Annotated in this window: 20 protein-coding genes and 1 pseudogene; 2 read left to right on the top strand and 19 right to left on the bottom strand. The window is 42.8% G+C overall.

From position 1 onward, the window contains the following. Nucleotides 1-357 precede the first annotated feature (357 nt). The 11 genes from CHA6605_RS08980 to CHA6605_RS08930 all read right to left on the bottom strand — a co-directional run bounded on the left by CHA6605_RS08980 (nt 358) and on the right by CHA6605_RS08930 (nt 12,183). On the bottom strand, nt 358-1,257 hold the full coding sequence (locus tag CHA6605_RS08980; protein ID WP_015159154.1) for a cation diffusion facilitator family transporter: 900 nt from the start codon (nt 1,255-1,257) through the stop codon (nt 358-360). A gap of 7 nt (nt 1,258-1,264) precedes the next feature. Continuing rightward, on the bottom strand, nt 1,265-1,561 hold the full coding sequence (locus CHA6605_RS08975) for a hypothetical protein (protein ID WP_015159153.1): 297 nt from the start codon (nt 1,559-1,561) through the stop codon (nt 1,265-1,267). A gap of 160 nt (nt 1,562-1,721) precedes the next feature. After that, the gene (locus CHA6605_RS08970; RefSeq protein WP_157259930.1) at nt 1,722-2,165 is read right to left on the bottom strand and encodes a DUF4363 domain-containing protein; all 444 of its coding nucleotides are present in this window, start codon (nt 2,163-2,165) and stop codon (nt 1,722-1,724) included. 97 nt (nt 2,166-2,262) lie between these two features. Next, nucleotides 2,263-2,697 carry a hypothetical protein gene (locus CHA6605_RS08965; RefSeq protein WP_015159151.1) on the bottom strand — a complete coding sequence of 145 codons (435 nt, stop codon included), beginning with the start codon at nt 2,695-2,697 and terminating at the stop codon, nt 2,263-2,265. Nucleotides 2,698-2,807: 110 nt separating this feature from the next. Beyond that, entirely contained in the window at nt 2,808-4,178 is a 1,371-nt protein-coding gene (locus CHA6605_RS08960) for a sensor histidine kinase (RefSeq protein ID WP_015159150.1), read from the bottom strand. Nucleotides 4,179-4,185: 7 nt separating this feature from the next. Then, entirely contained in the window at nt 4,186-4,860 is a 675-nt protein-coding gene (locus tag CHA6605_RS08955) for a response regulator transcription factor (RefSeq protein WP_015159149.1), read from the bottom strand. Between the two features lie 100 nt (nt 4,861-4,960). Then, nucleotides 4,961-5,599 carry a transposase gene (locus CHA6605_RS08950; RefSeq protein ID WP_041547835.1) on the bottom strand — a complete coding sequence of 213 codons (639 nt, stop codon included), beginning with the start codon at nt 5,597-5,599 and terminating at the stop codon, nt 4,961-4,963. Nucleotides 5,600-5,613: 14 nt separating this feature from the next. Further along, nucleotides 5,614-6,162 carry a helix-turn-helix domain-containing protein gene (locus CHA6605_RS08945; protein WP_041547833.1) on the bottom strand — a complete coding sequence of 183 codons (549 nt, stop codon included), beginning with the start codon at nt 6,160-6,162 and terminating at the stop codon, nt 5,614-5,616. Between the two features lie 385 nt (nt 6,163-6,547). After that, on the bottom strand, nt 6,548-9,682 hold the full coding sequence (locus CHA6605_RS08940) for an efflux RND transporter permease subunit (protein ID WP_015159148.1): 3,135 nt from the start codon (nt 9,680-9,682) through the stop codon (nt 6,548-6,550). Between the two features lie 76 nt (nt 9,683-9,758). Further along, nucleotides 9,759-10,028: a hypothetical protein gene (locus CHA6605_RS08935; protein ID WP_015159147.1), complete on the bottom strand. Its 270-nt coding sequence runs from the start codon at nt 10,026-10,028 to the stop codon at nt 9,759-9,761. Between the two features lie 157 nt (nt 10,029-10,185). Beyond that, nucleotides 10,186-12,183 carry an efflux RND transporter periplasmic adaptor subunit gene (locus CHA6605_RS08930; protein ID WP_015159146.1) on the bottom strand — a complete coding sequence of 666 codons (1,998 nt, stop codon included), beginning with the start codon at nt 12,181-12,183 and terminating at the stop codon, nt 10,186-10,188. A gap of 217 nt (nt 12,184-12,400) precedes the next feature. Between CHA6605_RS08930 and CHA6605_RS08925 the strand changes: the two genes are divergently transcribed. Then, a complete protein-coding gene (locus CHA6605_RS08925; protein ID WP_015159145.1) occupies nt 12,401-14,077 on the top strand; it encodes a TolC family protein in 1,677 nt (558 codons plus the stop codon). 92 nt (nt 14,078-14,169) lie between these two features. Here the strand turns inward: CHA6605_RS08925 and CHA6605_RS08920 are convergent, their stop codons facing one another. Together CHA6605_RS08920 and CHA6605_RS08915 are read right to left on the bottom strand one after the other, a co-directional pair. Beyond that, nucleotides 14,170-14,403: a hypothetical protein gene (locus tag CHA6605_RS08920; protein ID WP_015159144.1), complete on the bottom strand. Its 234-nt coding sequence runs from the start codon at nt 14,401-14,403 to the stop codon at nt 14,170-14,172. 406 nt (nt 14,404-14,809) lie between these two features. Continuing rightward, on the bottom strand, nt 14,810-15,046 hold the full coding sequence (locus CHA6605_RS08915; RefSeq protein WP_157259929.1) for a hypothetical protein: 237 nt from the start codon (nt 15,044-15,046) through the stop codon (nt 14,810-14,812). Nucleotides 15,047-15,069: 23 nt separating this feature from the next. Here CHA6605_RS08915 and CHA6605_RS08910 point away from each other — a divergent pair. Next, nucleotides 15,070-16,444 (top strand): annotated as a pseudogene (locus tag CHA6605_RS08910) (IS4 family transposase). Here the strand turns inward: CHA6605_RS08910 and CHA6605_RS32770 are convergent. From CHA6605_RS32770 to CHA6605_RS31470, 6 genes are all read right to left on the bottom strand, one after another. Further along, a complete protein-coding gene (locus CHA6605_RS32770; RefSeq protein WP_015159143.1) occupies nt 16,403-16,681 on the bottom strand; it encodes a hypothetical protein in 279 nt (92 codons plus the stop codon). The pseudogene CHA6605_RS08910 and the gene CHA6605_RS32770 overlap by 42 nt on opposite strands. Before the next feature lie 256 nt (nt 16,682-16,937). Next, entirely contained in the window at nt 16,938-17,321 is a 384-nt protein-coding gene (locus CHA6605_RS08905) for a hypothetical protein (RefSeq protein ID WP_015159142.1), read from the bottom strand. 222 nt (nt 17,322-17,543) lie between these two features. Continuing rightward, on the bottom strand, nt 17,544-18,908 hold the full coding sequence (gene rppB, locus CHA6605_RS08900) for a two-component system sensor histidine kinase RppB (RefSeq protein WP_015159141.1): 1,365 nt from the start codon (nt 18,906-18,908) through the stop codon (nt 17,544-17,546). A gap of 10 nt (nt 18,909-18,918) precedes the next feature. Then, the gene (gene rppA / locus CHA6605_RS08895) at nt 18,919-19,620 is read right to left on the bottom strand and encodes a two-component system response regulator RppA (RefSeq protein WP_015159140.1); all 702 of its coding nucleotides are present in this window, start codon (nt 19,618-19,620) and stop codon (nt 18,919-18,921) included. 62 nt (nt 19,621-19,682) lie between these two features. Further along, nucleotides 19,683-20,204 (bottom strand): hypothetical protein, encoded by a 522-nt coding sequence (locus tag CHA6605_RS08890; RefSeq protein ID WP_015159139.1) that lies wholly within the window; start codon nt 20,202-20,204, stop codon nt 19,683-19,685. 344 nt (nt 20,205-20,548) lie between these two features. Beyond that, nucleotides 20,549-23,908, bottom strand: coding sequence for a tetratricopeptide repeat protein (locus tag CHA6605_RS31470; protein ID WP_015159138.1), 3,360 nt, complete (start codon nt 23,906-23,908; stop codon nt 20,549-20,551). Between the last annotated feature and the right edge of the window lie 11 nt (nt 23,909-23,919).

Here is a 23,919-nt window from a genome sequence, read left to right as displayed (position 1 = left end):
GAGTGTTTTCCCCTATCATTATTGGTTCGACCATCTTCAAATTCAGTCACTTTAAGGTGACTGTGCGGGGCAACACAGGTAAATAGCGAACGAGATTGTTTTCTACTAAGGGTTTCATCGGGTAAGTTCCTAAATGTATGTCCAATGCTACTGATGTTAGGTAATAAAAGTTAAGAACTCGGAAAGATCTAAAATATTTTAAAAATAAACAAATATTTGATTTTGAGTGCAGCCAGTCCAATCATCTACTGAAAACTGAATATTTAGTTGAAAAGAACCTCGAACCTGAGAGTAGGGCAAGTTGCATCGGATCTTACGGCAAATGCGGTTGTCGATCGCCAATTTTAAAAAGCCAAATTATCGATCGAGTTCTAGATCCGTCCAGGATTTGGGATCTTCGAGCGGCTCCATGTGCGAAACTACATTAGTACCTGGTAATGCCTCGACGATCGCTGCTTCGACATCTTCACAGAGATCGTGCCCTTGTTGTACCGTCCAATTTCCTGGTACCAATACGTGAAACGTCACAAATCGTCGCGAACCAGATACTCGCGTGCGGAGAGCGTGAAAGCGGATACCTTGCGGTTCGTGCCTACTAAAAATATGCGTAATTCGACTGCGTTCCTTTACTGGTAACGATGTATCCAACAACCCCGCGCCTGTTTCTTGGAGCATTTTTACTCCCGACACGAGGATACTTACCGCCACACATAGGGCAATTATCGGATCGAGAATCAGCCAACCCGTCAGTTTGACGAGAAAAATCCCCAGAATGACACCGCCAGAAGTCCAGACATCGGTAAATAAATGGTGGGCATCAGCACGCAGCGTAATCGATCGCAATCGCCGCCCCGCCCGCAATAGAATCCACGCTACCCCACCATTAATCGCAGTGGCAACTAATGTCAGGAACAACCCCACACCAAGCTGTTCGAGCGGTTGGGGCGAAGACAATCGTCCCACCGCTACTACAGCAATCCCGATTGCGGCAATGAAAATCAGAATACTTTCCAAGCCACTCGAAAAATATTCCGCCTTATTATGCCCGAAGGGATGATCTTCGTCGGCGGGAGTTGCAGCGAAGGACAGTGCCCAAAATGCGGCTAGTGCAGCCACTAAATTGATCCCAGATTCCAAAGCATCAGATAATAGTCCCACCGAGCCAGTCAAAAAATAGGCTCCAGTTTTTAACGCGATCGTCATCAGCGCAGCCCCGATCGACAAAAATGTATACGGTCGCGCAGTTTGAAAGCTCATCAGTTTACTAGTCTATATAATTTTTCTTGCGATTGAATAAACCAGTCATGGTAATCCCTGTAATTAACAGTCCAAGTGTCCCGACCCCATTAAGCACAGGATAAATTGCTTTGAGATGAAAAATTTCACCCGTGTGAATTTCCATTAAAAGACTCCGTGAAACCCCTAAATTTAATTGCCATTCTGTCACAATAGTTGCAATCGTCCCTGTAACAACAGTCAAAATCAAGGGGATAAAAATAATCGAAGCCAAGCCACGGTGATATTTGCGAAATAAACGTTTTAAATTAGATGAAAAAAACATCGCTAGTAACCCTGCTCGATTGTCAAATTATATAGTGCTTTAGCACTGATATTCTAATAAGCTTCTGATATTAAAACCACTCTATGGGCACTCTAGACCCATTGTTGTAAGCAATTGAGTCAAAAAAATAGATATATAACAGCTTATTTGAAATTAGTAGCTAGATAAGATTACTAACTTTAAAATTGCTAGCACTTTGCTGTTGACTAGCTTTGATGATGCTTTGCTTAAGTTTTTGCAAGTTAGCTAGTAATATATTCTTGCTTTGTTTGCTGGCGATGCCACTATTTACTAATCCCACTTCATTCTCAATCGCTTTATATGTATCAGCAGATTTAGACTTAACTCCATCTTCTACCGTTTTCCATGAGTTTTCAAATTTAGCAAATTCAATTTTTGCTCCATCTAATTTACCTGCTTCGATCGCTTTTTCAGTCGATCCAATTACTTCTAGCAAAGCAGTAAAACCAGATGCTTTATTTTGCGGTGCTGAAGTGACTGCTTTTGTTGTCGCGATCGAATTTTCGACTGAGGCTGGTTTGTTCGTACAGCTAGTGATGCTAAAAGCCATTAGGCTACCACAGAAAAGTTGTAAAATTTTCATATCCATTAATGAATGTTATTGTAAATCGAGAGTGGGTTGGGTTGGAGTGGTTCTATGTGCGATCCTCCAAAGTATAGTTTTAGAAACCTTGGTCGATCTAATTTGAAGATAATACATCACTTGCTAGATCGATACTCTCTCTAAGTTTTAGTAATTTGGCTAATAAAATTTCATTACTTTGCTGGTTAGCAATGCCGTTCGCTATCGACCGTGTTACATCTTCAATGGCGTGATAAGCATCCATATTACCAGCCTTTACCAAATCTGCTGTCTGTCGCCAATATGCCTCAAACTCAGCAAATTCAGTTTTTGCTGCATCTAAGTTATCTGCTTCGATCGCAATTTTAGTCAATTCAACAATTAATTTTAAAACCATCAAATCAGATTTTTGAGCTGTAGAGTATCGATCTATTAAAGCAACAAAAGTTTCTGGTGCGTCAGTGGAATTTGATGCTGAAGTAGCAACCATCTGATAAATATTGGTCATCATTAGCAATAACCGATCGCGCAACAATTGCCAAATTCGCACCATAACTATTGTTGGGGGTGTATATCGGGGTAAGTATCGATCCAGCCTGTTTTGACGATCGAGTACCCACAGTATATAGAAAAAAAGGAAGGAAGTCGGGAGGAAGAATAATTCTAAGCTAATGGCAGTTTTACGTGGAAACAACTACCCCGATCTAACTGACTATCAACTCGAATCTCACCTTGGTGCGATCGGGCAATCGACTGAGCAATCGCTAATCCCAAACCTAAGCCGCCGCGATCGTCTGCGCCATCAATATCTGCTTGCCAAAATCGATCGAACACCAGTGGCAAGTGTTCCTCAGCGATCCCCACTCCCGTATCGATAATTTTGACATTAACAGCACCTTTTACCCGATCCATCGTTACCGTTATGTTTCCACCACTAGGTGTATACTTCAAGGCATTATCTAGCAAATTCCGAAACAGGCGTGGTAGCTGAGTGCGATCTCCATTGACATGAGCATGAGATAACAGCTTGGAATTGAGGGTGATTTGTCTATTTTGTGCCTGAGATTCAAGTAATTCCAACAGATCTTCTAAGATTTCGTCGATCGCGATTAGTTGCCGCTCTTGGGAACCGAGATTCACATCCAGCCGAGTTAATAGCAACAAATCTTCAACCAGATAGCGGATTTGTTCGATACCTTTGGAGATTACTTCAACTCGATGTCGATTGACGGGCAGCAAATCTGCTAGATCGCTCCGCAGCCCATCAACCTCAATTTTTACAGCGGTTAGTGGGCTGCGTAATTCATGGGAGGCATCAACAGTAAACTGTTGCAGTTGCTGTAAATTCCGTTGAATTGGCTGAAGCGACTGCTGAGTTAACCAGATGCTCCCCAGCCCCGTTAGCCCCAATCCCACAATTCCCCCTAATCCCAATACCCATCGTAAGTAGCTTAATTCGCCTTCTAATACTTCTACCGATTCACTAACTCGGATATAGCCCTGAAGCATCTTTTGCCCGTTAATATTTTTATAAATCGATCGGGTGAGCGAGTAGAGTTGATTGTTGTGAGCAGAAGGTCGATCGGGTTGTAAGGGAACGAAATCAAAGGTTCGCCCACTGGTTGCTAATAACTGAGAACGCTTATCAAACCATTCAATTCTCTGTCTGGGGGATCGCATATTTTGCCAAGAAATATCTAGATCTCCATCGTTATCGATTGGGAGTGTCGGTGCTAGCTGAGTCGGATCGACTCTCTTCCGCATCACCTGTGTCAACCATTGTTTCTGCACATCTGTCAGACTATGCGCCGCTCCATCGGCTAGTACGCTCAATCGATCGTCCATGCCACGATGCAAACTTTTTAAAAACAACCCATAAGTTGCTAGCCCAGAAATGCCAAATGTTGCTAGCATGACCGCTAAATAAGATAGTAATAACCGCCACCGCAGTCTAGAATACCGATCGCCATTGCCGTTGGCGTAGCCTTGCAGAATGCGAATCGACTGTTTGGCTGGCTGGGAATATCTGCTCATCGGTGTTTTAAATTGGCTTCAGTCGGTACCCTAAACCATATACGGTTTCAATCAAATCGACAGGTGCGCCTGCAAGTTTTAGCTTTTTACGTAATTCCTTGACATGAAACTTAATTGCATCTTCTTGTGGCAGATTGTCCATTGTCCACAATCGATCGATTATGGCACTGCGGCTTAGTGTTCGATTTCCAGTCCGCAGCAGTAGTTCTAAAATAGCGTATTCTTTAGAAGTTAACTTCAGTATATTCCCTTGATAACGGACGATCTCATTACTAGGATCGAGTTCCAAGTGTTCCCACGCGAGCAAAGGGGATGCACCAATATTACCGCGCCGCAACAATGCTCGAATTCTGGCAAATAATTCTGGGAGATCGAATGGTTTTACAACATAATCATCTGCTCCAACATCTAAACCCAATACCCTGTCCATGCTGGTATCCTTTGCAGTCAGCATTAATACTGGCGTTGTAATGCCAATCGATCTCAACTGCCGACACAGAGTAATTCCATCAATCTTGGGTAGCATGAGATCCAGCAAGATTAGATCGTAGGTCAGACCTTCAATATATTGCCACCCAATTTTCCCGTCCATTGCCAGATCGACGGTATAGTTGTGTTTTACTAGTACCTCTGTTAGCGATCTGGCAATTTGTTGGTTATCTTCAACTAGTAAAATTCTCATCCCAATCTTATTCCCAAATTATGCCGATCTTTAGTAAAATACTCGATCGGAAAAACGCTTAAAGGCTCTAGTACTGGGCGGCGTAAATAAAGCCAGTATTTTAATCACATAATGGTTTGCCTTTGTAAGTCCACTTAAACGGCTTTGCCATTGTGCGATTGAAGTACTCTACAAATTCTAAAATCCGTGTTTTCAGAATATCGGTACTGCTAAAATTTCCTCTTCGTAACAACTTCCGCACCAAAATACTAAACCAAATTTCAATTTGATTCATCCAGGAGCAATGCTTGGGAGTGAAATGTACCACTAAACGATGAGTAGGATCTGCCAAAAACTCAGATCTGGTAATCATCGAATGGAGAATACCAGATTTGCCCTTACAACCTAATTCAATCGGAATGGGTTCGAGTTGAGCGGTAAGGCGAACTAAGGCTTCGGATTGATGAGTATTGAGACAATCCATAACGAGATGGTATTTAATCGCATTAGGGGATTGTTCAATCAAGCTACGCACATGAACCTCCAAGTCTTGCTCAGTTCGTGTATCTCCTACTGTTGCAAGAGCGATTGCGCCTGTGGCGACATTAAAACTAGCAATTAACGTTTGAGTGCCATGCCGAATGTATTCAAATTCTTGTTTGACACAACTTCCTGGCTTCATGGGGATATCTGGCATCAGCCGTTCTAGGGCTTGAATTCCAGTCATCTCATCCAGGCTGAAAGTTAATTCTCCGGCCATCGCTCTGACCAGAGCTAGTTCATAGACAGAGCAGATATCTTCAACTTTCGGTTTAAATTGATGGTCGGGGGGGGATTCAACCAGTAGTTACTCTGGTGCGGTTTTAAATCTGCTTCTTTGAGTAATCGCCCAACGTGTCGTTCGCTAATCGATTCGACGATACATTGTTCGACCATCACCAGGGCTAGCTCTCGCGCACTCCAGTGACTTATCGGGCGGTCATATTGCGCGGGTGGCGAACAGGCGATGGCATATAGTTGCGTAATCTGCTCCATCGTAAAAGTACCTGGATTACCAGGTCGAAGTGCATCTTTGAGTCTTTCGCCTACTGCTACTTCTCTGGCAGACAATTCCCTCCACCTGCGCCGCCACAGACGACTCATTTCGACGCTAATCCCTAATTCTTGAGCAATCTTTCCATTGCTTAAACCCGACGCTGCCCGCAGAATAATTTTGACCCGCAGGGCTACCTGTTGCGGTGTACTTGTTCTTCTGAGTAATTTTGCTAACTCTTGACGTTCTGATTCACTCAATTCGATCTGGGCGGCTTCCAGTTTTGGCATCTGCTATATTACTTTTTCTAAAAAAGCTCTCCTCTAATCATATGGTTATTTGTGCCGCTCAGTACTAGTTGTCTACGAAATTCTATCATTTATTGAAACTGTGCCAATGCACCGAGAAGACTGGGCGGCGATTGGTGCAGAGTGTAACCTAGCAATCGCCTTTGCCATTGCGGCTGGAATAGGATCGATCGACGAGAACACCGTGGTTTTGGGCTATCTGCTCAACATATCGACAACCTCATTCTATAAGCTTCTAGCGAGAAGTGAGTAAGCTTGATGCAATTTTTTTTAGCTACAGAAGTAAATAGTCGATCGAATATGAAAATCACTGGTGATGAATCGAGCGAGAACATAATTGATAAAAATCAACTGAGCTTGCTATAGCTTACATGTGCATAAAAAATTGTTCGGCTTTGGGTTCTTCCTCTTTTTTCGGGAATAAATGCTTACCAAACTTGGCATAGAGAGCGGGCAGTACCAATAACGTAATCGCCGTAGAAGTAAACAAACCACCAAAGACCACGATCGATAACGGCTGTAATAATTCCTGTCCCGATCCACCTTGGAATACCATTGGTGCTAAACCCAAGCCAGAAGTTAAAGCTGTCATCAAAATCGCATTTAGTCGCTCCATCGAACCTTTGACAATAATTTCCTTCATCGGCATTCCTTCGACATATTTAGTATTGTAATTATCTACCAGTAATAACCCGTTCCGAGTTGCTACGCCAAATAAGGATACAAATCCGACTAAAGACGCGATCGAAATCACACCACCTGTGAGAGCTACTGCAATTACCCCACCTACCAAAGCAATTGGCAGGTTAATCATAATCATTAGTGTTGACGGGATAGATTTAACGGAAAGATACATCAGGACAGTAATTGCTACAAACGCGATCGCGCCAAAAACTAAAATATTTTTAGTGGCACGTTCTTCCGCTTCAAATTGACCTGCGTATTGAATAAAATATCCCGTTGGTAATTGGACGTTGCTTTTAACTTTAGTTTCGATCTCCGTAACAACCGATCGGATATCGCGACCTTTGGCATTAGCTGAGACGACAATTAAGCGCGATACATTTTCCCGATTGATGGTATTTGGCCCTTTGCCTCGCTCGATCTTAGCGATACTAGCTAACGGGATTTTTTGATTATTGGGGGTATCGATTAAAAGATTGCGAATGGTTTCTAAATTTTGTCGGGCTTCGGGTTTCAACCAGACAAGTAGATCGAAAGATTGTTGGTTTTCGAGAATTTTAGAAACAACTTTACCATTAAGAGCAGTTTCGATCGTCTCAGATAGATCGCCTACTGTATGCCCGTAACGACTCGCTGCATCCCGATCGAATTTAATTTGAATCTGCGGTACTGGTAATTGCGGTTCGAGTTGTAAATCGACGACACCATTAACTGTTGCCATTTGTTTCTCTACTTCTTGCCCAATTTTCCGCAACTCGGCTAAGTCAGAACCGAAAATTTTCACGGCAATCGAACTTCTTACCCCTGATAAAACTTCATCCATTCGATGTTGCAAAAACCCCCCAATATTTGCGGCTGCACCTGGGATTTTCTCGAAGGCTGTTCGCATGACTTTGAGTGATTCTTCCCGATTTTCCATCCCTAGTTTACTGATTTCGACATCAACGTGAGCCAGATTCACACCTGCGGCATCAGAGTCACCAGCAGCGCGTCCGGCGCGGGTTTGGATGAATGTAAACCGCTTATCATTTTTCAATGACTCCTCGACGACATGACCCGCTTTGGTGCTAACTTCGAGAGAAACAGTCGGGTAGGACAATAGCGTGTTTACCATTGTCTGTTCTTGAAACTCTGGTAAAAATGCTCTACCAAATGAAGGAATAACTATCATTGATGCGACGGTCAAAACTGTGGCAGTCCCCATAATTAAGAGCGGATTTTTCATCGAAAAATTCAAACATGCGTTATAAATCGCCTTGCAAAATCTCGCCAGCCACGGTTCCCGCTGTGACACCTTAGTGGCGGGTAATAAAATCGCACACAACGCCGGAGAAACGAGTAAAGATTCTAAACTAGAAACGACAACTACGGCTAAATAAGCAATTCCCATTGGGGTGAAAATCTTCCCTTCAATTCCTGGTAATGTGAAAATTGGTGAGAAGACAATAATCCCAATAATCGTCGCGCCGATGAGTGAATCGCGAACCTCTTGAGAACCTTCAAAGATGATTTCTAGCGGGGTGAGGGGATTGCCCTCAGCTTCATTTTCGCGCAAGCGACGATAGGTATTTTCACCATAGACAATCGCATCATCGATCGCGGTTCCAATTGCGACAGCCAAACCGCCTAATGTCATGGTATTCAAACCAACTCCCAACCATGAGAGTACTAACATCCCAAATAGTAATGTTAAGAAAAAATCTAACAGACATACCGCCAAAATTCGCCAGTTTAGCAGAAATGGAATTAAGATAATTGCAGCAATAATACTCCCTTGAATCAACGAAGAACGCACATTATCGACGGAAGATTCGATATAACTATCTTGACGAAAAGTGGTCTTAACTTGAATATCCTTGGGCAAGCCAACTTTGATTTCGGCGATCGCTTTTTCCACCGCGCGGCTGACAGTTGGCGTATCGTAGCTGGGCTGCTTATTCACCATCACGATAATTGCTGGCTTACCATTAAAACTGCCATCGCCACGTTTTAGTGCCGCACCAATTTGAATATCGGCGACATCTTGCAGTCTGACGGGGGTGCCATTTCGAGATACGATCGTCGATTTCTGGAGATCTTCGATCGATTCGATCCTACCGATGCCCCGAATTAAGCTCTCAGTATCGGGGGTAATATAAAAACCACCTGCGGCATTGACATTTGCTTTTCTAGTCGCTTGGGTAACTTGGTCTAAGGTAATATTAAAAGCTGCTAATTTGACCGGATCGACTAATACTTGAAACTGTCGCTCATCGCCACCAAACACCAAAACTTGACTGACTCCTGGCACGGCTAAAAGGCGATTTGTCACTTGCCAATCGACAATCCGCCGTGCTGCCATCAGGGAATTTGGAGTAGCAGCTTTCGCGTCATCGGCGACAGTAAAAGCATACTGCACCACCAAACCGACGGGCGAAGTGGTGGGAGACATTTGGGGCGGTTCGACTCCTGGCGGTAGTTTACTAACGGCTTGTTGCAGTCGCTCGGTAATCAATTGACGCGCTTGGTAGATGTCAGTTGACCAACTAAAAACCGTCCGTACCACCGAAATTCCCGCCGCACTGGAAGAACGCACCGCAGTGACTCCAGGCGTACCATTGATAGCACTCTCGATCGGTAATGTTACTAGGGATTCTACTTCCTCTGGTGCGAGTCCGGGTGCTTCGGTTTGGATTTCCACCTGTGGCGGCGCAAAAGCTGGCAACACATCCAGCGGCATCTGGGGAATGACATAAACTGTCCACAATGAGACGATCGCAGCGGCTAGTACGACCAGCCAGCGACGGTTAATTACCCACTGAACGATATTTCCGAGCATTTTTAGTGTTAGATATGAGGATAAGTATCAGCGGATTAATTAGCGAACCGAGCATAATAATTAATAGTCATCGATTTCAATAAAACCAGCCGATATAGGGAGGTTCGGCATCATCATCATCTTCTGTCTCCTTGATAACGATCGGCAGATATCGATTGGGATCTAACTCTGACATTGGTAATTCGTCAGTGGAAATAGTTTGCACTTTTTTCGCCAGATCGAGCGAATGGATTGAAGCATTTGCGATTCGATCGCGTCTGTTATGCAACCAAAAGGCACCACCAATAATCATGCCTAAAAATGGGATTATGCCCCAAATTAGATTGACAGTAAATGTTTGATTCATAACAACAGGAGTAGTTGCACTAGGTTACTTTTAGCTAGTAGAGGGAACAGCCATCATCTATACTTCAGACAATATCGATTCTCCAATGGAGACGCTACGCGAACGAACTTGTCGAGATAGCACTGTGCCCGATGTTAATGATGTTGTTATGTCAATGCTATCGATAGAGATTCTCGTTCCGAGAGGCTCCGCCAACGTCCCGCGAGGTAGCACCAATCTGTGGATATTGACTGGAGTTTGGGGAATTATGCTGTTTAGAATCTTCCTCAATTGTGTGTATTTCCTCAACGGGCAGATAATTCAGTTCGTCCTCTGGCTCGATAAGATCGGTTGAACTGTTGGCGTTCCGTTCGCTTCTTTTCTTCAGCCACCAAGCACTACCGCCGAGAATACCCGCAACAGGTACTAATCCCCAGATGAGATAAGTTGGTATTTGGTTTTGACTGACAGCATTGTCAGGTTTAGCTTCTGTTGTTGCTTTATCTTCGCTAGCTGGCTTCTTTTTTAAAGATTGGGCATAGAGTTGAGGCGCGCGTTTATTGACAACCAGATCGCCAGCAAACAGTCCCGTCTTGACTTCAACTAGATCGCCAACGGTTTGTCCGAGAGTAACGGTTGTGGGCTGATAGCTGTCGCCACTTTTGACATATACTAATTTTTCTTGGTCTGCTTCTACTACCGCACCAGCCGGAATTACGACTACTGGGCTAGTAATTTGACCTGTCGCCAGCTTGATTTCGGCGAACGTTCCGGCTTTGAGTAGCCCCTGGCTATTATCCAAGGTTGCCTGAACGGGAACTACACGGCTCTGGGAGTCCACTGCCGTTCCAATTCGAGAGATTTGACCAGAAAATACTTTATCCGCCATTCCAGGCACTTTAACACTAACTTGCTGACCGATTTTTAATCGTCCTAAATCGCGCTCATAGATATTCGCCGTTGCCAATACTTGGCGATCGTCGGTAATCGTCATTAATCTCGCACCAGCATCGGCGACAGACTGCCCGATCGTAATTTCTCTGTCGGCAATTGTGCCATCGATCGGGGCGGTAACGGTGACGATCCCCTGAGCATTAGCCCGATTTCCCAATTGTGCCAGTCGCCCCTGGTAACTAGCATCGCTGAGTCTGAGCTGAGTTTGGGCGGCGGTTACGGCTGAGTTGGCTCTTTGGAATTGCGCTTGGGCTTCGACTACCGATTTTTGGTTCATCGCTCTAGCTAGTTCTGCTCTGGCATCAGCTACCTGCTTTTCGGCATCCCGCAATTCTCGCAGGGGCAGATCGGTTTCAGCCTTACGCAAGTCGGTGGCAGCTTGGGCTACTCCTGCCTGACTTTGCGCTCTGACTAATGCAGTTCGGGCTGCGGCTAGTTTAGCCTGAGATTCCAACATCTGACGGCGTGCTAGTGCCCCACTCTTGACTAGTTCTAGATCCTTTTGATAACGCTCTTGGGCTAACTCTAGTTCGGTTTGAGCAGAGCTGATTTCCGCAGTGGCAATTTGTTGTTGCCGCTGATAGCTAGTTTTTGCCGCCTGGACGATCGAGCCACTTTTGACTAGTTGTTGCTCTCGCGCTAGTCGAGATTGCGCCGCCGCTAATTGACTGTTGGCTCGATCGGTTTCAGCAGCAGCGATTTGGACGATTTTTTGGTAGCTCTGTTGGGCGAGATTGCGATCGGTTTGAGCTTGTTGGAGTAGGGCGAGGGCTGTCGATCGTTTTTCCAGGGAACTCGTTCGCAAATCGTTGAGTTCGGGGCTAGAGAGCGTCGCGAGGATTTGTCCTGCTTTGACTCTTGCTCCAGGCTGTACGAGTAGCTGTACGAGCTTGCCCTTAATCGGTGCGGTAACTTCTACTTTTTTGCTAGGTAATAATTCGATTTGCCCAGTAGCAGCAATTTCGACATTTAAGCTTTGTTTTTTGGCAGCGACTGTTTGCACTCCAATCTGTTGAGCCGTTGCTCCATCGACCACCTGCACTTTGGTACTTTTCGTTCCCTCTTGAGAGCCAAATTCGTTGCCATGCCCACCATGAGCGAATGCTGATGGGGATACTAGCGAGATCCAGATGGGTAGTAATAGCCAGCTTAACCGCCCCACTGCGCGAACGGCTGGAGTGATTGAGGATGAAGTTGTGTATGAGTTGGTATTTATAGCCATAGTTGCTCAACTAAACGCCGATAGTTCCTAGTTTTGCAGTGCTAGATGAAATTGAGGTGAATTCATCTAAATTTCACTAACGGGTTTTAAACTGAGTGCTTGACCGATCCAATTGCGAGTTGTTAATAGTGTCTAATGTTGGGAGTAATTCTTTAACACAGCCGTTGGAGCAAGAGCAGCTCGCGATCTAAATACCCGATCTCTTAGACAATTGAAAATGCCAACTCTAATCAAATTGATTCATATATTAAATAGAAAGAGCGAACCTTCACAAAATATTTTGCACCAACAGACAGATTTACAAACTAGTTGCCTGCCAATTAAAGCTGGAGCATCTTCACCGAACGATTCTCCGCAGGAGAGACTACGCCAACGCCAAATAGCGATCGGATTGCAAACAATTGGGGCAATTATTGTGCTGGGATTGGGCGGATTAGGCAAGATCGAACCCACTCAGGCAAAATCTCTGAATTTAGCAGGTATCGATCGGGGCTTACTATCTGTAGCTAGTCATAAAATCGCGCCAAACTCAACAAGACAAACAGCAATCGAGAGATTGCCACAGATCCTCGCCCAAACGACTCCGACAACCCCAACACCTAACAATAATACCAAGCTTCAAAATAATCTCAATCTTCCCAAAACAGGTAATGAGGTTCAGATTACTGGCAACAAATCCATTACTCTGCAACAGGCGATAGACATCGCATTTGGTAACAATCGGGAAGTTCAAGCCGCTCGGCTGACTGTAAATCGCTCTCAAGTCGGAATTAGAGAAGCACAAGCCGCTCAAGCAGTGCAAGTAGGATTGACAAGTACCGTCCAAAATCAAGGATCGCCATTAATTATCGGTACTCAATCTCAATTTGGCAACAGCACTAGTACGAACATCCAAGGCAGCCTCCAAGCTACTTATAATATCCTGAGCGCAGGTCGAAATCAGAGTAGCGTTCGCGCCGCCGAAGAGCAAGTTAACTTCGACAGGCTCGATCTGGTGCGAATCGAACAATTGGTACGCGGTCAGGTCATCACGGCATACTACGACCTTCAAGCCGCCGATTCATCTGTCATCATCAATCAAGCCGCCGTCGCGGATGCAACCCGTAGTTTGAGCGATGCTCAACTCCAAGAAAAAGCTGGTGTAGGTACGAAATTTGACATCCTCCGTGCCCAAGTCCAACTGGCTACTGCCAATCAAGATCTCACCAACGCTCAAGGTCAACAGCAAACCGCCCGTAAAAGGATCGCCCAGCGACTGAGTGTCGATAACAATACTGAATTTAAAGCCGCCGATACCGTGCGTGAGTTAGGAGCTTGGGGCTATTCTTTGGAAGAGAGTGTGGTTTTAGCATACAAAAATCGCCCCGAAGTCAAGCAACAACTAACCCGCCGCACTATCAGCCAACAACAACAAATTGTCGCTGCTGCGGCTGACTCCGCTCAGGTCGATCTTTTTGCTAACTATACTTTGGGCAAAAGTCTAACAGCTTCTACTTCTGCCCAAGATAACTATAGTATCGGCGCACAGTTGAGGTGGAACTTCCTTGATGGTGGTTTTGCCAGAGCTGGCTCAAACAGAGAACGAGTCAATCAAGAGATTTTTGAAAACCAGTTCACAACCACCCGCAATCAAATCCGATTTGAAGTCGAACAAGCTTACAACAGTCTCGGCTCCAATCAAAAAAATATCGCGACTTCTGCTCAAGCTCTCCAACAAGCTGAGGAAAGTCTCAAACTAGCTCGTCTGCGCTTTCAGGCGGGAGTGGGTACGCAAACTGATGTCATTCAAGCCCAGACCGCTCTGGCTCGCGCTCGTGGCAATCGCATCACGGCGATTATCGATTACAATCGCGCTCTATCTAGTCTGCGTGTCGCAACACTTACAGGTGGATAAATCGATCGAGCAGAGCGTTAGCGTTTTATAAATCAATAAGGGAAGTGCGGCAGTTGCCGCACTTCCCTTAAGATTCAACTAAGTTTTCGATCTTAGGCTTTCGATGCTTTCGATACTTTCTTTGGTTTATTTACTTTCTTGCCAGGATGTTTGTGAGGTTTTCCTTGTTTGTTGAACATCGCTACTTCATGAGTTTGGGTGCGAACCGATAGTGGACTGGATTTAGAAGCATTATTGCTAGATTCATTGGCATAGCTAGCTTGACTCAAGACTAGAGTAGCCATCATGCTAGCAATAGCACCCATTAAAATGTTTTGTTTTTTCATTTAGAGTAACTCTCGATCGATTTATAGAGGTGAAGCCGTTTACAGCATTTATTAAAATCGCGATCTTCACGATCTGTGGAGATCGAATATCGTGCGATCGTTTAATTGCGATTGACATATTTTACTGCAATGCAGAATGCTGTATCTAGCTATATATAGCTTACGCGCTTAATATGAAATTTAAGTGAAATTTTAGCTTCAATATTCATCTAATTTAGTTAATACAACTTTAGCATCTAATTATTTCAGACCAAAATTTTAATGAGCGTTCGCTACGACGATCGCCATGAAAAATCACCTCAAAGCTTGAGGTGATGAGAATACTCAATTGTTACGTAGGATCTGGGTTTTCCAAGTATTCGTTAGATAGCTCTCTGACATTGGGATCTAATTATACCCGTCTAGTTTAAAACTTCATCGATTTTAATTGGAGATCGACATAACCAAGATAACTGCGATCGGCGATCGCTTGTGGTGGTAATAGTTTAGAATCAATTGCGGCTTTGACTAGATCTTTAGCCGTAATTTCCCCACTTCTGACACCCGCCGATAAAGAGCCATATCCAGGACATTCGTGACAAGTTAAGAAAATCAGAGATTTGTCAAAAAGGTAATAAAAAGATGCCAAACTGTTTCTAGTCAAGAGTTTGAGGGAATAGAGGCCTGATGACCAGCCGCCGAAGAAGTAACCGCGACCACGCCAAAAAGAACCACCAACCAGGTGTGGAAGATGAGATCATCGCCGCTCAAGTAGAGGCTTTATTGACACCAGCAATTTTCAATCAAAGTCATTACTACCGACAATTAGGGCTGAGAAATCGGCTGTTAAATTTACCCTTGATGATGGCAGCAGTGCTGACGCTACTGTGGCGGAATGTGCCAGGAGTCAGAGAACTAAGCCGAATGTTAGGGCGAGAAGGATTTTTGTGGTGTGAGCCAACACAAGTAAGTCAACAGGCGATTGCACAAAGATTTCTGACCTTTCCATCTGAGTTATTTGAGAGAGTGTTTAAGGAATTACTGCCAGAATTTAGAGTGAAGTGGCACCAGAGAAAACAGCGATTGTTGCCACAAAGCATTGAATTTGCTCAAGCAAAATTTGAGCGGATTTGGGCATGTGATGGCTCCACATTGGAAGCGATATTCAAGAAATTAGATAGCTTATCTGATGTGCCAATCGGACAACTAGCGGGAAAAATGGGAGTAGTCATAGATTTGGTGACGAGATTGCCGATTGAAATCTGGTTTAGAGAAAATCCCAAAGCTTCAGATGTTAATTTTGAGAAAGATATCCTGAATTTAGTAACATCGGGCACTTTATTGCTCTTGGATCGAGGCTTCTATCATTTCCAATTTTGGCAAGAATTAATTAACAGAGATATTCATTTTATTACTCGATTAAAAAAAAGGTGCATCGCTACAGATAGAGCGAGTATTTAGCAATAGTTATAGTATCCGTGACCGAATAGTGCGGATGGGGTCTGGCACCAAAAAGACTCCATATATAACTGTAAGATTAGTCGAAATTAAAGTGGGTAAAGTCTGGTATTCTTATCTAACTAGTGTACTCGACCCATTGAATCTTCCTCCCTATGTAGTCGCCGATTTGTACGGAAGACGGTGGCGAATTGAAGAGGCTTTTAATACTGTTAAACGATTGCTCGGGTTGAGTTATTTATGGACTGGTTCAGTTAATGGAATTAAATTACAGATGTGGGGGACTTGGCTGTTTTATGCAGTTCTAGTCGATTTAGGTGATGCTGTAGCTGATGAATTATCTCTCCCATTCGACCGCATTTCTTTAGAGATGATTTATCGAGGTCTTTATCATTTTCATGTAGCTCATCATAAAGGTTTAGCTGCCAATCCAGTCACCTATTTTGCTGCCCCAGAGAATCAAGATTTAGGTATTGTTAAAACTGTTCGTAAACCTAATGTTAAGTTAATTATTGCACCTTTTCCTGATTCTATGAGTCGAACAGACAATTTTTTCTTCGACTCATCGCCTCAAGCCCGCTTGACAAGTGCGATCGCTTCTTAACTTGTCACTAATGTATCCAGGAATAGAATGCGCTCGATATTGACCTTGATAAGCCCCACTAACCAATTCAAATGGAGTAATATATCCTAAAGAAGGACGATCGGCTGCTAGTATTAATGGTTTGATAGATACTTCTGATTTTGTAAGTACTTCAGTTTTACCTCGTGCTTGTACAGATGTGTTTGCAGCTAATGAAATGGCAACAACTGCCAAACCGATCGACAGATAACGTTTCATAAAAATATACCTTTGACAATGAATTAAATAACCTCTCTATTTACAGATTAACAATATGGGATGAAATTTCGGTGAAAATACTATGAATTTAAGATGAAATTTCGATATGATTCCAATTAATTTAAGCTGACGGTAGCCATGAAAAATCACCTCAAGCCTTGAGGTGATAAGAATACTCAATTGTTACAGAATCTGGGTTTTCCGAGTATTCGTTAGATAGCTATATGACATTGGGGTCGAACTATACGCGGCTAGTTTAAAACCGGATCGGTTTTAATTGAAGATCGACATAGCCCAGATAACTGCGATCTTCGATAGCTTGTGGTGGTAATCTTTTAGAATCAATTGCAGCTTTGACTAGATCTTTAGCAGTAATTTTCCCCCTTCTGACCCCATCAGAAAACGCTCCAAATCCAGGAATAGAATAAGCTCGATATTGACCCTGATAAGCACCACTCACCAATTCACATGGGGTAATAGAGCGGTCGCTCGGTAGCACTATTGGTTTAGTACGTACTTCTGGTTTTGTAATTACTTCTGGTTTTGTAAGCATTTCAGTTTTACCTCGTGCTTGTACAGATGTGTTTGCAGCTAATGAAATGGCAACAACTGCCAAACCGATCGACAGATAACGTTTCATAAAAATATACCTTTTACTTTAGATCGAATAACCTCTCTATTTACAAATTAACAATGTGAAGTGAAATTTTAATGAAAATATGATGAAATTAAGGTGAAATTTTGATTTAATGTCGATCGAGTTAAGTTGTTGTCATCTCGACTCGCGATCGAATGTTGATACTCAAAGCTTATTGAAAACTTACCTACAGGGGTAGCATCTATTTTAGCGATTTTAATTGTATTAATTAATCTTCAAACTGCTAATAAACTTCACCGTAAAAATACTCCCCTTATCTACCTGACTCCAAACTGTTAATTGTCCGCCATGAACATCGACGATCGATTTAACGATCGCTAGCCCCAATCCCGTACTATGCTGAGGTGGTGAGGATTTAGATTCAATGCGATGAAATCTGTTAAATATTAGCACTTTATTTGCATCGGAAATACCGATACCGTTATCTTTAACTTGCAATGAGATATCGTTAAGATTCTGAGTCAGCGAGATCGCTACTTTCCCACCTGCGGGGGTATATTTAATCGCATTATCGACTAAGTTTGCGCCCATTCGGTAGAGTTGCTCGGAATTACCGTCGATCCAAATTTGAGCATCGAGATCGAGATCGCTACAAATATCGATCGACTTAGCGGTGGCAGGAATAGCAAATTCTTCGACTAAATCTAGGACGATTTCTGTCAGACAACATGGCTCTAAGTTTGGCTTATTATCTGGGCGATCGAGACTAGATAGAAATAATAGATCGTTGACTAAACTAGAGATCCGAATATTTTGTCGCTCGATCTGATCGAGCCAACTAGTTAACTCTGGAGCCAGATGTTGATATTCCGCACGACCATTTTCAATAATTACTTGTAATGTAGCTAAGGGCGTGCGTAACTCGTGAGCGGCATCAGCAGTAAATTTTTGCATTTGCTGGTAAGATTGAGACAGTGGGCGCATTGCTAATCCAGCTAGATACCAACTAACGACAACGACAATAAACTCGCTGGCGATAATGCCAATTGTTAGAAATAAATGGATATTGTTCAGATATTCATGGATATCTGTCAAATCTCGTCCTACTTGTAAATAGCCCCAAACTTGGTTATCGGGGGTATGAATTTCTAAAGTAAGTTGCTGATAACCTTTCCCCATTCGATCGTGAAAATGATCCCAGCGCGAGTTTTCTAAAGAACTCAATGAGGGTTTTGGAACATTTGGGTGAATACCTAATGTCGCTCTAGTTTTACCCCAAGTATCGATAAAGCTAGCATAATGTCGGTCGATATTAACTAATGTATGACGATGCTGTTGTTGCCATTGAGTTTGACAGTTTAAGTAAATCGGACAAAGTTCGGGGATTCTAGCGTATAGATCTGCTGGTATTTTTCCAGGTGTGGCTAATTTATATTCGACGTTATCGTGGATATTACTAGCGAGTGATGCTATCTCTTTTTCTACCGATCGATAACTGAGATTAGTGACAATTCGATCGAACGCATAGCCGACTAATCCTAAAGTACAGCCCATCACGCTAGCATATGTTAAAGTCAACAGCCAGCGTTTGCGTTTGAATAATCGATCGACATTTCTACCAGTTTCCACAATCTTATACTCACATAGAAGTTGGCGAATTTAAGCGATAACCAATGCCATGAATATTTTCGATTTCTAAGCAGATTGGTAATTGGGATAACTTTTTTCTCAATAGTCTAATTTGAGCGGGTAAAACATTACTAGCTCGATCTGTTGCTAAATCCCACGCTCGATCGCGAAGTCGATCGGCTGGTACTATTTGTCCGTGATTAGTCATCAAACATTCAAGAATTTGATATTCTTTACGAGTCAGAGTTACTGCGGAAATTTTGGCAGATTTACTATGTTTTAAAGTATGTGTTTCTACTTCGAGGCTAAAGTTTCCCAGCTTAATTTGTGCGGATTGAAATTGGGCGGGACGACGACTGAGGGCGCGGATGCGAGCGAGTAATTCGATGGTGCTAAATGGTTTGGCTAAATAGTCATCAGCCCCAGCATCTAAGCCTGTGACGCGATCGTGAATATCGTTTCGAGCGGTTAGCATCAGTACGGGTAATTGCTGCTGTTGTTGGCGCAAGCGACGGCATAAATCGATCCCTGAAATACCAGGCAACATCCAATCGATAATCGCCACATCGTAAATCAGATCTGGTGAAGATAGAAATGCCCAACCGAGATCGCCATCTGTTGCTCGATCGATTTCATAGCCTTCACGTTGCAGCAATCGTTCGATCTCGGCTCCTAAATCTAGTTCATCTTCGATTAATAAAATGCGTACCATCTTAGATTTATGACATTATTTATCAAGCCGATGACCTGGATCGAATCGAGCCACAGTCGATCTTATTGCTTAAAACTAAAGCGACTATTGAATTTTTCCCCTTTGACATCGACTTGGAGGACAACTTTGTAATCGCCCTTCGTCGCACTTGCAGGTAGCTTGGCGGTGTATTGCTTTTCTTCGGCGTTATAGAGAACTGGTAGGGTTTTATTACTACCATCTGGTAGCTGGACTTGAGCGAGCAGTTTGGCATCAGTAATCTCTTTATCTTGTTCGCCATGTAACTTTGTATCTAGATGAATAGAATCTTTGTCGAGATCTGGCTTTAACTCGATATGATATTTACCCAATTGTACGACTTGTCCACTATGACCATCTTTATCCCCTGAATGCTTATGGTTAGAGCTTTCATCATGCTTTTCACCCTCTTTTACCACCTGCGGTTCAGTTGTAGCTGCCGTTGCTGGAGTTGAACTAGTAGTAGTAGTTTCAGTTGTAGTAGCTTTATCTCCACTACTACAAGCACCTAAGAAGAGTACGCTGACACTACCCAAAGCAATTAAGCTGATGTTGAAAAATTTCATCGATAATCCTCAATATTTGGTAAATGGTAATTTCACACGATCGCGATCGTGTCATCATATTCGTTGGCGTAGCCTCTCCAAAGGAGAATCGAACCGAGTATTTACAGACATGCCCTTTCATTCTGGCAAATATGTGTGAAATTTTAGTGAAATTTTGACTAGTTCCATTAAAATAGGCTGGCTGCTTTGATTCTATATCTAGGTTATATATGATGATATCCTTAATTTCCACCAAAACTTGGCTATGTAACTAGATCGTTTCCTCGATCGAACAATATTTATATAACAGTTATTTTAAGACTCTAATCGAATATCTTACGATCCAGCCAGAGTATTCATTTCGATTATTTTAATCGAGTATTCAAAAAATTAATAATATCTATAGCCCTTTTATATTCGACCATCTGATTTTCCCGATCGAATAATTCCGTAGCTTTAATAAAATCTGGAATAGCTGCTTGACTTTGCCCTAAATTATACTTACTAAGACCGCGATTATAGTAAGCAACCGCATATTGAGGATTAAGAGTAATGGCGAAATTGTAGTCATCGATCGCCTCTCGATCCCGTCCTAAACTACATTTTGCAAGACCGCGATTATTGTAAGCATCAGTAGCTTGAGGATTAAGAGTAATGGCAAAATTGCAGTCATCAATCGCTGCTTGATGCTGACCTAAGTTATACTTTGCCGTACCTCGACCAACATAAGCTTCAGCAGCTTGAGGATTAATCATGATGACGAAATTGTAGTCATCAATCGCTGCTTGATGCTGTCCTAAACTATGTCTAGCAGCACCCCGACGAAAATAAGCATCAATATCTTGAGGATTTATCATGATGACGCAATTATAATCATCAATAGCTGCTTGATATTGTCCTAAGCTATGTTTAGCAAAGCCCCGATTATAGTAAGCAAAAGCATCTTGGGGATTAAGAGTAATGGCATGACTGTAGTCCTCAATTGCCTCTCGATGCTGCCCTAAGTTATACTTTGCTGTACCTCGCCCAAAATAAGCCTCAGCAGCTTGAGGATTAAGAGTAATGGCACGACTATAGTCATCAATTGCCTCTCGATGCTGCCCTAAATTATACTTAGCAGCACCCCGCCCAACATAGACACCAACATACTGAGGATCGATTGTAATGGCACGACTGTAGTCATCAATAGCTTCTGCATTCTGTCCTAAGCGGTACTTTTCTGTGCCCCGATCGAAGTAAGCTTTAGCATCTTGAGGATCGATCTCGATTACGCGCTCGGAATCGTAGTCATTAATAGCCTCTATATTCTGACCCGATCGATCCTCAATAGCAACACAATTATTTATCGACGATCGCAATAAACATCGATTCCGACCATCTTCATCACCTAGTTTACCCCATATTTCTACGGCTTTATCCCAGCATTCCGCAGCTTCTAGTAGCTCGGCGGCCTCTCCATATCTTTCAATCTCAATCAGTTTATCAGCCGCAGATTCTAGCTGATTTTTATCTTTTAGACTTTTTACTTCACACTCTAAAGATCTGACTCTATTTCCAGCCCAACCCCAAGCTTGTGCGGCTTCTTGCCAATCGCCTAAATCTTCCAAAATTTCGGCTGCTTCGGAATATTTTTCGATCTCTAGCAGTAATTGAGCCGCTTCATAATATTTGAGATCGAGTAGTAAAGACTCTACTTCGATTTCTTGTTTGAGAGTTTCATCTCCAGATTTAGTGGCACATTCTAATGCCTGCGGTAATAGTCTGGCATCTCGATAGTAGATAGCTTTCAGATACCAATCTTGAGGGGCGATCGCTTGAGCTGGACTAAAAGCTTCAGCGATACTCATCGATATTAAACTCTCTGCTAATTCAGTACGTTTCCACAGATCTGATATTTTTGGTTCACAGATGTTGAGAATATAACGAGCGCGGGTAATAGCTACATATAAAAGGTTAAACTCCAACCGCAACTGTGGCTGTTGTCGTGTCAACTGTTTAGTTGAACTGGCGATCGTAGACTCTAAGCTGTTAGTATATTCAAAAAAGTTAACTAAGTAAACAGTATCAAATTCTAAGCCTTTAGATTCCTCAATTGTAAAAATTAATTTAGTGGTTAAATCTGTAAGAAGTTCGGCTTTTTGTTCTTCGGTTCTTACTAAAATAGCATCCCCCGATCCGAGCTTAATTTGCTTGAGGTCATTTCTGGAAGCTGCTACTAACCGAGCTAGTTCTCCACTGGTGTTAATTGGAGCTTCTGATTGGGATTGTGATTCGGAGAGTAGTTTGAATTTTAGGTTCAGCAGCTCGACAGCAAAAGCTCCTAATTTACCAGTACTACGAAAGTTAAAATCTAATCTTTTTTCAGTCCATTGACGATTTTGCTGATATAGTCTGGTTGTTAAATCTTCCCATCGAAAGCCACTCGGACTAATCATTTGATTCATATCTCCAGCACCCAAAATTTGTCCATTTTGGACTAGTAATCTAATTAATAGCTCGATCTGAATCTCGGTTAAGTCTTGAATCTCATCGCAGACAATTAATGTATAAGGTTGATATCGAGCAGTTTTACTCAGCCGTAAAGCTGTTCTTGTTAGATCGATTTCATCAGCTAATTGTTCGCGATCTATACGGTTTTGATACCATTGTGCTAATTTATAAATCTTATGACGTTCTCCAGCCCGAATCGCTCCAGACCTTTTTTTTCCTAAATTTTCATATTCTTTTTGACTTAGCAAATAACATCCAGATTGCGCTTTTAAGTTCGCACCTTTGATAATACTTCTGATTTCATCCCACACTAAAGCTGGTGGATATTGCTTACTTTCTGGCTTTTTGATATAACGCTGGTAAAAATATTGATAGCCGACAAGATGATGCTTGAATTCTTCCCCAAGATCTTTCGTGATTTTTAGACACAAATCTCTAATCGTCAAGAATTCGGGTTTGAGTGGCAGACCTTCAAATGTCTCCCCCCATAGCTGCTTAAATTGTTCTTTTGACTCCTTCACTAATATTGGATTGTAACCAACATAAAGACACTTAGCAGTTGGATTCATTTGCAGAGTTCGAGCCAGTCGATACAATCCAACTGTAGTTTTGCCAGTCCCAGCACTACCAGACAGCAGCATATTACCATAGGTATCGATCGCTTTACTTTCATCTGGTGTCAATCGCAGCCGTAAATCTGCTGCACTGGCGATCGCCATTTGCCATGCTTGCTCTGATTCAATAATTTCTGGTTCGAGAATTAACCACTTGGTATTATCTAGCAGCTCATCTGTCGATTCTGCTTGAATCTCTATTTCTGCTGCTTGCCATAAGTGGATTTCCGCCTGGTCTTCACTACTCAATTCCTGAAATTTTTGGTCTAAGTTCCCTAATACTCTAACTTCTTCTGCTTCCCACCAATTTCGATCGATAATCTGGGCATGATGGTTGACTTCATCATGCTCTCTACACACTGCTTCGATGGCGATGAATTTCCAAGTTTGACCGTTGCGATGGTTGGACTGTTTATAGGTAAACAGCAAGCGGCTATCTCGATTTATTCTGGCTTCCCAGACAATTTTGCTCGTACCTTTGAGCTTTTTTACTCTCAAACCAACGTCAAATTGTCTTTTTTCAATTTTGTTGATACATTGCCGAACTTCTTCAATAAAGCTTGGATCTGTGGATTTAAGACTTTTCCACACTTTCTCTCTAACTACAGTATCTAGATTCACAAAAAATCAGC

Origin of the sequence: Chamaesiphon minutus PCC 6605 (assembly GCF_000317145.1) — a bacterium.
GTDB classification, from domain to species: Bacteria; Cyanobacteriota; Cyanobacteriia; order Cyanobacteriales; family Chamaesiphonaceae; genus Chamaesiphon; species Chamaesiphon minutus.
Note: the sequence above shows the minus strand (reverse complement) of the source record. Positions and strands in the feature narration are given on the sequence as shown.